The sequence below is a fragment of the Clostridium felsineum DSM 794 genome (assembly GCF_002006355.2).
In the GTDB taxonomy this organism is placed as follows: domain Bacteria; phylum Bacillota; class Clostridia; order Clostridiales; family Clostridiaceae; genus Clostridium_S; species Clostridium_S felsineum.
The window spans coordinates 4,474,471-4,487,248 of sequence record NZ_CP096980.1 but is presented as its reverse complement, the minus strand read 5'-3'; the positions used below and the strand labels follow the sequence as shown (position 1 = coordinate 4,487,248).

Below are 12,778 nucleotides of genomic sequence, written 5' to 3'. Positions count from 1 at the left end.
ATGAAGATAAAAAGTTTAAATATTAAAATAACATAGAAAAATTCAGCACGAATACGAATAAATATTCGTGCATTTTGCATAAAAATACTTGAATATTTTATGAACTTTTTGTATAATACAACTATATTGAAAGAAAATAATTACGTATATGATATATAACGACGTGAATAAAAATTCAAAGAGGTGTTTATTTAATGAATAAATCTGTAAAAAAAATAATGGCAGTAGTACTTACAGCTGCAATCGGATTAGGTGTTTTAGGGGGATGTTCTAGTACAGGAAAAAGTGAAGATCAGTCTCTCAGCAATGTTAAAAAGGCAGGAGTTCTTAAGGTAGGGCTTTCTGATGACTATCCTCCAATGGAATTCAGGGATAGCAATAATAAAGAAGCTGGTTTTGACATAGATATGGTAAATGCAATAGGAAAGAAAATGGGAGTGAAGGTTCAAATAGTTACTAACTCCTTTGATGGAATATTTGTTGCACTTAAAGCAAAAAAATTCGATATGGTTCAATCTTGTGTAAGTGTAACTAATGAGAGAAAGAGTACTTTATTGTTTTCAGATCCATATATTTATGGAGGAGATGCTGTATTTGTAAAAAATTCCAATACATCAATAAAAGCTCCAAACGATTTAAAAGGAAAAGTAGTAGGCTGTCAAGCTGGTACTACAGCGGAAGAAGCGCTTAAAAATTTCAACGGATTAAAAGAAACAAAAAAATATCAACAAACAACAGATGCGTTTTTAGATTTACAGAATGATAGAACAGAAGCGGTAGTTGCAGATCCAATGGTAGGAGATTATTACACTTCTAAAAATCCTGGTAAATTCAAAAAGGTAAAAGAATATATAGGAAAACAGCCAATTGGAGCAGCATTTAGAAAGAGTGATAAAACACTTAAAGATGCATATCAAAAGGCATTTAATGAACTTAAAAAGGATGGAACAATGTCTAAATTATCTAATAAGTGGTTTGGATACGATATTTATAGATCTCAAAATAAATAGATAAAAAAATCTGATTTCTTAGTGAGGAATCAGATTTTTTATTTTTTGAAATTTATATTGACATATATATTAGAATATCCTAATATATAAATATAACGATATGTAAATAGGAGTAAATAAAATGAATAATAACATTTATGATTACAATGAAGCAGCAGAGCTTTTAAAAGTACTTGCACATCCGGCAAGGCTTTGTATAGTTAGAGGACTATTAGAAAAGGGTGAGTGCAATGTTAGCTATATGACAGAATGTATGAGTTGTCCTCAATCAACTATGTCACAACATTTACAGAAGCTTAGATTGTCAGGAATTATAGAAGGAAGAAGAAATGGTTCTGAAATATATTATAAGGTATCAAATAAAAAAGCCATTGAATTAATTAAAGTTCTTTTTAAATAAAAAATTTTGTATAGGAGGAGAGAGTATGAAAAAAGTAGTTATAGTTGGAGGAGTAGCTGGAGGAGCATCTGCAGCTGCAAGACTTAGAAGACTTGATGAGGATGCAGAAATAATAATGTTTGAAAAAGGAGAATATATATCCTTTGCCAATTGTGGTCTTCCTTATTATATAGGTGAAACAATAAAGGAAAGAGATAAACTTTTAGTACAAACACCTTTAAGTATGGGGAAGAGATTTAATATAGATGTAAGAATTAATAGTGAAGTGGTTTCAATTGATATAGAAAATAAAAAGGTAACAGTAAACAGTGAAAAAAAGGGAAGCTATGAAGAAAGCTACGATTATCTTGTATTATCGCCAGGTGCAAAAGCTTTAAAGCCCAATATAGAAGGAATAAACAATAGTAAAATCATGACGCTTAGGAACATACCTGATACAGATAATATAAAAAAAGTAGTTGATAGTGGGAACATAAAAAGTGCAGTGGTAATAGGTGGAGGCTATGTGGGAGTTGAGATGGCTGAAAACTTAAAAGAAAGAGGAATAAAGGTTACATTAGTTGAAGCTGCGCCACATATATTGGCTCCTTTTGATTCGGATATGTCAGTTATAGCAGAAAAAGAACTTTATGATAATGGTATTGAATTAGTACTTAATGATGGAGTTAAGGCTTTTCATGACAAGGGAGAAAAAGTTCAAGTAGCTCTTCAGAGCGGAAAAAATATAGCTGCTGAACTTGTTATTCTCTCCATAGGGGTTGTGCCTGAAACTTCATTTTTAAAAGATACAAATATTGAACTAGGTAAAAAAGGCCATATAATTGTTAATAAGAACATGGAAACTAACATAAAGGGGATTTTTGCTGTAGGTGATGCAATAGAGGTAGTTGATTTTGTAAATGAAAATAAAACAGCAATAGCACTAGCTGGTCCTGCAAATAAGCAAGGAAGAATAGCAGCAGATAATATTTGTAACATAAAATCTACCTACAAAGGATCTCAAGGAACAGCTGTAATTAAAATATTTGATTTTACAGCAGCAAGTACAGGAAATAATGAAAGAACGCTTAGGGCATTAAATATACCGTATAAGGTTGTATTTGTGCATCCAGCCTCACATGCAACTTATTATCCAGGTTCACACACTATATCTATGAAATTAATATTTAATGATGAAGGAAAAATTTTAGGAGCACAAGCAGTTGGATATGATGGAGTAGATAAGAGAATTGACGTTATTGCTTCAGTTATGAGACTTAAAGGAACTATATACGATCTTGCAGAACTTGAACTTTCATATGCTCCACCGTTCTCGTCAGCTAAAGATCCTGTTAATATGCTAGGATTTTTAGCTGAGAATGTACTTACAGAAAAAGTAGAGGTTATATCACCAGATGAGTTTTTAAAAGAAGACTTAAAAGATAGCCTTGTTGTAGATGTTAGAACTGAAATTGAATATGAGAATGGTCATGTGGAGGGCGCTGTTAATATTCCAGTTGATGATATACGTGAAAGAATAAATGAAATAGATAAAAATAAAGATATAATTGTGTATTGTCAAGTTGGCTTAAGAGGCTATATAGCTCAAAGAATATTAAAACAAAAAGGATTTAAAGTTAAGAATGTAACAGGTGGATATAAATCCTTATCCAGTCTAAGTTTTAAACCTCATAGTAGAAGAGCTGATACAGACAATACGGCATTAAAAGAAACTGCTGTTGATGTAAAAAAAAATTATGATAGAGAGTTAGATGCATGTGGTTTATGTTGTCCAGGACCACTTATGCAGGTAAAGGCTACTATTGATGAACTAAATGTAGGAAAAATTCTTAAAGTAACAGCTTCTGATCCAGGTTTTTTTGAGGATATAAAAGCTTGGTGCAAAAGAACAAATAATGAACTTTTAGAGCTTAATAGGGAAGTAGGAAATATAATTGCTTTTATTAAAAAGGGCAGTGGTGAGTCTATAACTTCAAGCAAAAATGAAAGTTCAAAGGATAATAAAACTATGGTAGTATTTAGTGGGGATTTAGATAAGGCCATAGCATCATTTATTATAGCAAATGGTGCTGCAAGTATGGGAAAAAAGGTTACTATGTTTTTTACCTTTTGGGGACTAAGTATTTTAAGAAAACCTGAGAAGGTTAATGTAAAAAAAAGTACTCTTGATAAAATGTTTGGATTTATGCTTCCTCGTGGTAGTAAAAAACTTAAACTATCAAAGATGAATATGATGGGTATGGGAAGTAAAATGATTAGGAAGGTTATGAAGGATAAGAATGTTTCATCACTTGAAGAACTTATAAAAGCAGCTATAGATAGTGGTATAGAGATAGTAGCTTGTCAAATGTCCATGGATATAATGGGAATAAAAAAGGATGAATTAATAGATGGAGTTAAGATTGGTGGAGTTGGCTATTATCTTGGAGAAGCAGAAGATTCAAATGTAAATTTATTTATATAAAGAAAAACGCACATCGAAGGCAATTCGATGTGTGTTTTTTAAAGTGATCTTGCTACATCCTCAAATGTTCGAGCATTATTATTTACCTCTTGAACAGAGGCTGAGATTTCTTCTAATGCAGCTGCTTGAGTATCAAAGGATTCATTGGAATCTTTAATTTTGGCAGCTATTTCATTAACGGATTCATCTATATTTTTTAATACGCTATTTATTTCTTTTATAGAATCGCTAGTTGAGTTTGATAATTTTCTAATATGCTGAGCTACAACGCTAAATCCTTTTCCGGCTTCACCAGCTCTAGCAGCCTCAATAGCTGCATTTATACCCAGTAGATTGGTTTCTTTTGCAACACTTTGTACAAATTTAAGGACACTGCTAGTATTCTTAGTATTTTCTATTGCCTTATGTACATTTACTAAGATGTTTTTATTATTTTCACTTAAAGTTTGAATATTGGCAGTAGATTCTTCTACGGCAGCTGATATATTTGATATTGATTCTGATAAATTGCTAGATAAATCTAAAAGAGAACTTTTAATATTGGTGTTTTTAGCAATCATAAAGCAACCAATTACTTCATTGCTGTCATTTTTTATAGGCAATACATAAGCGTTAAAAGCTTCGCCATATAAACTTGCATCTATTAAGTTAGAGTAGGGATTTCCAGAAGCTATAATTTGTTTAAGGTTATCGCTTATTGGCTGACCCTCTTTTATATTTAGATGTAAATTAGGAATACTTACTGCAGTTATATATTTTTCTTTGTCAGTTATATATGCAGCTGCATTGTTGTCAAAAATATTAGGTAAATTAGATGCTATAAACTTAAGTAAATTCATAATAGTTTCGTTTGAATTTTCCATAAAATCTCACCCTCTTTTCATAAGATATATAAATTTTCTATTATAAGTTTAATACTAATGTAAAATAAATGCAATTACAAATTAAATTTACTTTATAATTAATTATAGCCATATAAGGTTAGTTTTATGAATAATAAAATGTGAGTATATTTAATGATGTATATAAACTAAAATATTCCTACCTAAAAGACTTTAGAATCTTTTAGATAGGAATATAATGTAGGTCTTATATATGTTCATCTATAAAGAAGTTTGTGATGTAGCATAGTTCACTATCAGAGAAATTCACTAAATACTTATTATATAAGTAGACAAAATTCTCTTTTATCACAGAGTAAACTTCAAGATTATTTTTTATGAATTTGTCTTTGTCAGGATATTCAGCAGAGTGGCTTCCTTTTTGTAATCTACTTATGGCAAAAGCAATATGCAGTACTACACCTATGAAAACTTCATCAGAAATTTTTATTTTTAGTTTTAATTCTATTCTTCTTATAAAGCTCTGTATATCATCGTATAATTGTTTTCCATCAAAGTTGTCGATATTTTCCTTCAGAATTAATGAAAGTTTTAGTATTACAGCTTTATTATCAACTAACTCCTGGATTTCATCTAGCACATTCATACTCAAAACATCATGCATATTATATTGTTTTATATTTAAATCCACAGAGAAGGAAGAAACTAAAAATAAAATTTCCTTTTGTTCAATAATAGATAAAAGATCTTTTTTAAAGTGATTTTTATCAAGACAATTTAAGCAGATTATCTCAAATAAATCTTTATCATATTTTAGATTACTATTAAGAAAACTTTTTATTGCGAGAGAACCGCCTTCTCCTGTAAGGCAAGCTGTTACTATAGCTATTTTTTTTCGTGTAGGCTTTTCAGTAAGCTCACTTGAATGTTGAGTTATATGCTGATAAGAGTTTATCGTAAGTATGCTGTCAAAAATCTCATCAATTGAAAGTCCAAGCATAGATTTTCTAGCAGCTTCTATTACATGAAGCGTTGATACGAGAGGAAAAACCTTCACAGGTATACTAAATTCTTTTTTTATAACTTCTCCAAAGGTTGTAAGTGAGCCCATATCTACTAGAAGAATATATCCGCTTGTAGACAAATTTGCTTTTACAGTTTTTTTAAGTTCACTTAGTACAACAGATGGCTTCATATCTAAAGGGCAGTTTATACCTATTACAAAATTCTCTTCAAGTAAAGTGTTTGCAACTTCAGCCATAGAAGTAGCGGTTGATTTTCCGTGTGCAATTATGATTATTTTTACGGTGTCTATTACTTTAGATGGAGATTTATCTTCATTATTTACAATAAATAAAGCAATATAGCCTGCTTCATCATCAGGAATAGGAAGGTTAATATAATTTTCAATTTGTTTTTTTGCCTTTAAAGCAATTTCATACTCCACAGGATATAGACTCTTGATTTTCTTAAGTTCAGGGTTAATTATAGTTTTATTACTGTTTATTCTTGTCATAAGAGTGTTTATGTGAAGAGCAAGCGCAGTGTATACATTATTATTAATATTTTTTCTAAGATCAGTTACAATTTGATAAATAATTTTATCTACAAAATTTAGTGTATCTTCACCTAAAATAGTAATAAGATTTTTTTTATTTAACTCTTCAGAAATTCCACTTATATATTTATTGAAATATTTTGTTATATCCTTTTCTAGAATATTTTCTATATCAATATTAGATAGTCTTTTATCCTTTAAAGCTTCAAGTTTTTGTTCTATATATTCATAAATATCACTTTTACTTGCACGTTTTGAATCTTCATTTAAATCACGTACCTCTTTACTTGAAAATTTAAAGTATTCTATTTCGTCACCCATAAGTTTATTCCAAAGAATTCTATGCTCTTTTTCTTTATAAAGTCCTTCCTTTACATAAATAGGAATAAGACGGCTAGTTATTCTAACATCTCTTATGGAACCAGTTAAAAATTCGGAGTAAGCCCTAGCACACACTAATTGAACATCGCTTTTAAGTTGTCCAATATTGTTTGGACAATCGTAAGAAAGAAATGCTCTCATAGTATTAAGCGAAACAGATATATCACGATTAAGCTTTTTACTTTCATTTTTGAAGAAACTTTTTATAAGATATAGTCTCTCCTCTAAGGTTCTTTCATTAAGAGAAGGTATTGTTATGAGCATTGGAATTCTTCTAGTGAAAGTTTTTAAAAGTGAAGAGTTAGGGTTTTCAGTAGTAGCAGATATTATTAAAACATTGGAGTGCCTTACCTCATCATCCCCCATTCTTCTGAAGGTTCCCTTATCCAAAAAAGTAAAAAGCGCTTCTTGTCCCTCGGGAGGTAGTCTGTGAACCTCATCTAAAAAAAGTATTCCCCCATTTGCTTTTTCGATTAATCCAACCCTATCACTGTCCGCTCCAGTGTAGGCTCCTTTTTTTATTCCAAAAAGCTGAGAGGTTAAAAGTTGAGGATTGTTGCTATAATCTGCACAGTTGAAAGTTATAAAAGGAGAAGTTTTTTCCTTAACCTCCATTTCAACCGCATATTCGTGCATTAAAGAAGCAAACATTGATTTTCCTACTCCAGTGTTTCCAAGAATCAAACAATTCATTCCTTTCGGAGGATAAAGAATTGCTGCTTTTAATTGTTCAACGGCTTGTTTTAAACTTAAATTGTTTTTTACGAATTTATCTAATTTATTTTCTTTGATTTTAGTGTTTATAGTGTTTGATATAAAAAAAAGAACAGGTCTACCTGAAGTTTTGAATATTTTTCCTTCCTTACATAAGTTGTTTAACTCATGACTTACATTTGCTCTACTCATATGGAGCATTTCGGAAAGTTCCAGTGCAGTTACTTTAGTGTTCTCCGGCATATCATACAATTTATTGTATATTTGTTCTCTTCTGTTCATGTTGGAAAACCCCCATATAAAATTACTTAATATTGATTATACAATAAAAATTTACATATTACTACATGCAGCAAAAAAGTGTTTGAACACTAAAATGTTTACATATAAACACTAGATATAAGGTTCAAACACTAAAAAACAGTGCTTTAAAATAAAGGGTTATAGATAATAAAAAGTGTTTGGCACGGTATTTGCTATAAAGAATAAGTGAGAAAAAAAGTATTTGTCTGGAGGGGTAGGAATGGATATAGAGCAAATAATAATGAATATAATAATTTATTCCGGTGATGCAAGAAGTTACATGTATGAAGCACTTGGTAAAGCAAGAGAAGGAAAATATGATGAGATAGATGAATTAATAGGTAAGGCAAACAATGCCATAGGCGAAGCTCATAATATACAGACTTCAATGCTTCAAAAAGAAGCGGAGGGTGAGGCATTAAAGGTTTCAATACTATTCGTACATGCGCAAGATCAATTAATGACAACAATTTCTGAAAAAAATCTTATAACTGAAATGATTGAAATGACAAAGTCCATAAATGCTTTGTCAAATAAATAGAAAGTAAACGTTAGGAGGAGTAATTATGGTTAGAATTTTATTATTTTGTAGTGCAGGAATGTCAACTAGCATGTTGGTTACAAAAATGAAGAAGGCGGCAGCAGCAAAAAATATAGAGGCATTTATAGAGGCTTATCCACAAGCTCAAATGGCTGATTATGCAGATAAGGCAGATATAGCGCTTCTTGGACCTCAAGTTAAGTTTCTTTTACCAAAAGCAAAGGGCATATTTGAACCAAAGGGAGTTCCAGTTGAAGTAATAAACTCAGCAGATTATGGAATGCTTAATGGCGAAAAGGTTTTAAGTCATGTATTAAAAGTTTTAGAAAAATAAAAAACGAATTTTAGGAGGTAGAAAATGAAGTTTCCAAGAGATTTCTTTCTAGGTGCCGCCTCTGCATCATATCAGGTAGAAGGTGCCTGGAATGAAGATGGAAAGGGAGTATCTAACTGGGATGTATTCACTAAGATACCTGGTAAGACTTTTGAAGGTACAAATGGAGATGTTGCAGTAGATCATTACCATAGATATAAAGAAGATATAAAATTAATGGCAGAGATGGGACTTGATTCATACAGGTTTTCTGTTTCATGGCCAAGGATAATACCAGATGGAGATGGAGAAGTAAACGAAAAGGGTATCGAATTTTATAATAATCTTATAGATGAATGTTTAAAGTATGGAATTGTGCCTTTTGTAACCCTATACCATTGGGATATGCCAGAGGTACTAGAGAAAGTAGGAGGATGGACTAATAAAAGAACTGTAGATGCTTTCGTAAAATATGCAAAAGCTTGTTTTGAGGCATTTGGAGATAGGGTAAAGCATTGGATTACCTTCAATGAAACTATAGTATTTTGTAGTAATGGATACTTAACAGGAGCTCATCCACCTGGTATATCAGGAGATGTGAAAAAATATTTTCAGGCAACACATAATGTGTTTACAGCTCATGCAAAATCTGTCATTGAATATAAGAAATTAAACCAATATGGGGAAATTGGTATTACTCATGTTTTCTCACCAGCCTTCAGTGTTGATGACAAAGAAGAAAACAAAAAAGCTGCTTACCATGCAAATCAATATGAAATTACATGGTATTACGATCCAATATTAAAGGGTAAATATCCGGAGTATGTAATTAAAAATATAGAGAAAAATGGATTTTTACCAGATTGGACAGATGAAGAATTAAATATATTAAAAGAAGCAGCACCACTAAATGATTTTATAGGACTTAACTATTATCAACCTCAAAGAGTAATAAAAAATTATGACACAGGGGAAAAAGTAGAAAGAACAAGAGAAAACTCAACAGGGGCACCTGGAAATGCATCTTTTGATGGCTTCTATAAGACAGTAAAGATGGACGATAAAGTTTACACTAAATGGGGATGGGAAATATCACCTGAATCGCTAATCATTGGACTTGAGGCATTAAAGAAAGATTATGGTGATATAAAAATCTATATTACTGAAAACGGTTTAGGAGATCAGGACCCAATAATAGAGGACGAGATCCTTGATATGCCTAGAATAAAGTTTATAGAAGCACACTTAAAAGCAATAAAAGAAGCTATAAGTAGGGGAATAAATCTTAAGGGATATTATGCTTGGTCAGCAATTGACCTTCTAAGTTGGCTTAATGGATATAAAAAGCAGTATGGTTTTATATATATAGATCAGAAGCATAACTTAGATAGAAAAAAGAAATTATCATTTTATTGGTATAAAAAAGTAATAGAAGAGAGAGGTGAAAATATATAATTTATAGGACTTAATAATATCTATATATCATATAAAAATACGAGGAGGAATTATAATAATGAGTAAAGTAGATACCATTCAAGAGAAGATTTTGCCACCGATAATGAAATTTGCTAATTCAAAAATTATAACTGCCATAAAAGACGGTGTTATAATCACGATGCCACTTACTCTAGTTGGATCAATATTTTTGTTGATAGCTAATTTCCCAATTAAGTCATGGGGAGGCTGGATGACAGGAATATTTGGGCCAAACTGGGCAGTGCCATTAAGTCAAGTTTCAGGTTCAACCTTCGATATTATGGCAATTGCAGCAGTAATAGGAATAGCTGCTCAATATGCTAAAAATGAAGGCCAAGATCCTGTAACATCAGGACTTTTGGGTGCGGTAGCATTTCTAATAGTTATGCCAAGTTATTCACCAATTAACATAGGTGATAAAGTTGGCGGAGTTGTAATGAAACATGCAGATAAAGTTTCAGCAGTTATACCTAAGGGCTGGACTGGCGGTAAAGGAATGATTGCTGCCATAATTATTGGAGTACTTACAGGATTTATTTATTCATGGTTCTTAAAACGTGACATAAGAATTAAGCTTCCAGAAAGTGTACCATCAGGTGTTGCAAATGCTTTCTCAGCACTAATTCCAGGTGCTGTTATTATAACAGGTGCAATGTGTATATTCATATTCTTTAATGTTGTTACAGGTCAAACTGCACTTGAATGGATTTATAAAGTATTACAAATTCCACTACAAGGAATAACGGACTCATTAGGTGGAGCAATAGCAATACCATTTGTTATATCTTTCTTCTGGTTCTTTGGTGTTCATGGTGCTACTCTTATAGGTGGTGTTATGGGATCAATATACCAAGCAAACACTTTAGCAAACCAGGATGTTTTTAAAGCTGGTCATGCATTAGTAGCTTCAGGAGCTGGAAAAAATGCTCACATAGTATGTCAGCAGTTCCAAGATAACTTTATAACATTAGGAGGTTCAGGAATAACATTAGGACTTGTTGCAGCATGTTTCTTATTTGCTAGATCACAACGTCTTAAACAGTTAGGTAGACTTGCATTAGTTCCAGGTTGTTTTAATATAAACGAGCCAGTTCTTTTCGGTCTTCCAATAGTTTTGAATCCACTTATGTTTATACCATTTTTAGTTTGCCCTCTTGTTTCAGGAATATTAACTTACTTTGCAATATATACTGGTTTGGTACCTTGCTTTACAGCTGTTCAAGCGATATGGACTACACCACCTATACTATCAGGACTTATAGTAGCAGGTTGGCGAGGAGCAGTTCTTCAGCTTGTAATAATAGCAATAGCAGCTATAGTTTACTTCCCATTCTTTAAGGCACTTGACAAAGAATACTTCCAGGAAGAAATATCTGGAGAGGCAGAAGAGTAAAAAATTAATTATTAATTGGTGGATTAGCTCAAGCTTTCTTTGGGCTAATCCTACAATTAAATTCAAGTTATACATAGTAAATATAGTATATTAGGAGGATTAGAAATGAAATTATTTAAGATAAAAATAACAGGGAGTCCAGAGGATTTTAAAATTGAATATTCTTTTTCAACAGATTACTTTAACTACAATGATTGCACTTATGAAGGAACAGAACAAGAAAGATATACTCAATTTTATGAAGATTTAAAGAAAAACGGTGGACCTCAACCATTAAATATAAAATTAAAAATGTCAAATGGAGTAGCAGATAGAGCATTCCAAAAGAAAGAGCTTTTAAAAATTGAAGATGTTAATGAATTTGTAAAAAGAATGATAGCATAAAAACTTAAAAGCGTTTTTTAAATAGGCCATACAATACTATCTAAGGTTTTTTATATAAAGACACGTTCTAATATTTTGTTAGAATGTGTCTTATTAAATTATTTTAAATTCATTTTTCCTGTAACAAATTTATATTCTAAAGTATCTTTATTTTCGCTATATTTAACAATTCGTACAGTTTCAAAGGATTTTGAATTGGTTTTTAACCTGTCTGATAAAACTTTCTTAGTACAATCCTTATCCACCTGTTTAACAGCATCATTAAAGCTTTTAAAATTATAATCGTTATTATCAGTTAATTTTACTATGATTTTTTTTAGAAATTTGCAAGAGTCAGCATCAAAGGGTTTACCCGTATCTTTTTGTGAGACGTCAATTTCAACATTGTTAAAAGCATTTGAAGTGTTGGAGGCAGTTATAATATCTCCTGTATATGAAATAGTATAAGAATGTCCCTTTTCACTTTTTAATTTGATGTTTCCAGTATCGAAAGATAACCAATGACCCTTAGAATACTTGTAATTGGTTGTATAAGTAATTCCTTCTTTATCGCACAAATCTTTTAATATATTTATAATATCCTGACCATTAGATACAAATTCTGTTTGGGATATACTATATTTTGATTTTAGGTCAGCGGTAGTATCGCTAAGAACCCATTTTTGCTTGGCTTTGGTAGCGGCTTTTACGGTTGAAGTGTTGTCAGAAGTTTGTTTTTTACTTGAACATCCTGTAGTTAATAAAACTAACAAGGTTGCAGCTGCGATTAATATCTTTTTCTTTTTCTTCAATGTAACCACACATCCTTTGTAACTACTGTAAAAAAATACATATTTTCACCAACATTATTTAAAAAGATTATAAACAACATTAAATTTTATGTATAAAACATATTATAATTTGCAGAAATATAGGAGTCAAGAGGAAATACATAAAAAAAATGCCAAAGGAAGACCTTTGAGACAGCAATTTTTAAATTATAGAATTATACAATACAAA

Annotated in this window: 11 protein-coding genes; 8 read left to right on the top strand and 3 right to left on the bottom strand. The window is 31.1% G+C overall.

Going from position 1 to position 12,778, the window contains the following annotated elements; all coding sequences use genetic code 11:
• The first annotated feature begins 194 nt into the window (after nt 1-194).
• The 3 genes from CLFE_RS20800 to CLFE_RS20790 all read left to right on the top strand — a co-directional run bounded on the left by CLFE_RS20800 (nt 195) and on the right by CLFE_RS20790 (nt 3,874).
• A complete protein-coding gene (locus CLFE_RS20800; protein ID WP_077893614.1) occupies nt 195-1,010 on the top strand; it encodes an ABC transporter substrate-binding protein in 816 nt (271 codons plus the stop codon).
• 121 nt (nt 1,011-1,131) lie between these two features.
• Entirely contained in the window at nt 1,132-1,410 is a 279-nt protein-coding gene (locus CLFE_RS20795) for an ArsR/SmtB family transcription factor (RefSeq protein ID WP_077833473.1), read from the top strand.
• Nucleotides 1,411-1,435: 25 nt separating this feature from the next.
• Entirely contained in the window at nt 1,436-3,874 is a 2,439-nt protein-coding gene (locus tag CLFE_RS20790; RefSeq protein ID WP_077893613.1) for a CoA-disulfide reductase, read from the top strand.
• A 38-nt stretch (nt 3,875-3,912) separates the two neighbouring features.
• Here the strand turns inward: CLFE_RS20790 and CLFE_RS20785 are convergent, their stop codons facing one another.
• Together CLFE_RS20785 and CLFE_RS20780 are read right to left on the bottom strand one after the other, a co-directional pair.
• The gene (locus CLFE_RS20785) at nt 3,913-4,737 is read right to left on the bottom strand and encodes a methyl-accepting chemotaxis protein (RefSeq protein WP_077893612.1); all 825 of its coding nucleotides are present in this window, start codon (nt 4,735-4,737) and stop codon (nt 3,913-3,915) included.
• Nucleotides 4,738-4,963: 226 nt separating this feature from the next.
• Entirely contained in the window at nt 4,964-7,651 is a 2,688-nt protein-coding gene (locus CLFE_RS20780) for a sigma-54-dependent transcriptional regulator (protein ID WP_077893611.1), read from the bottom strand.
• A gap of 241 nt (nt 7,652-7,892) precedes the next feature.
• Here CLFE_RS20780 and CLFE_RS20775 point away from each other — a divergent pair, with 241 nt between their 5' ends.
• The 5 genes from CLFE_RS20775 (at nt 7,893) to CLFE_RS20755 (ending at nt 11,779) form a co-directional block, all read left to right on the top strand.
• A complete protein-coding gene (locus CLFE_RS20775; protein WP_077833469.1) occupies nt 7,893-8,213 on the top strand; it encodes a PTS lactose/cellobiose transporter subunit IIA in 321 nt (106 codons plus the stop codon).
• A 25-nt stretch (nt 8,214-8,238) separates the two neighbouring features.
• Nucleotides 8,239-8,547, top strand: a complete 309-nt coding sequence (locus tag CLFE_RS20770) for a PTS sugar transporter subunit IIB (RefSeq protein WP_077833468.1) — start codon at nt 8,239-8,241, stop codon at nt 8,545-8,547.
• A gap of 24 nt (nt 8,548-8,571) precedes the next feature.
• Entirely contained in the window at nt 8,572-9,981 is a 1,410-nt protein-coding gene (locus tag CLFE_RS20765; protein WP_077833467.1) for a glycoside hydrolase family 1 protein, read from the top strand.
• A 58-nt stretch (nt 9,982-10,039) separates the two neighbouring features.
• Nucleotides 10,040-11,395: a PTS sugar transporter subunit IIC gene (locus CLFE_RS20760; RefSeq protein ID WP_077833466.1), complete on the top strand. Its 1,356-nt coding sequence runs from the start codon at nt 10,040-10,042 to the stop codon at nt 11,393-11,395.
• Nucleotides 11,396-11,500: 105 nt separating this feature from the next.
• The gene (locus CLFE_RS20755) at nt 11,501-11,779 is read left to right on the top strand and encodes a hypothetical protein (protein WP_077893610.1); all 279 of its coding nucleotides are present in this window, start codon (nt 11,501-11,503) and stop codon (nt 11,777-11,779) included.
• 98 nt (nt 11,780-11,877) lie between these two features.
• Here CLFE_RS20755 and CLFE_RS20750 read toward each other — a convergent pair whose 3' ends face one another.
• Nucleotides 11,878-12,579 (bottom strand): hypothetical protein, encoded by a 702-nt coding sequence (locus CLFE_RS20750; protein ID WP_242951630.1) that lies wholly within the window; start codon nt 12,577-12,579, stop codon nt 11,878-11,880.
• Between the last annotated feature and the right edge of the window lie 199 nt (nt 12,580-12,778).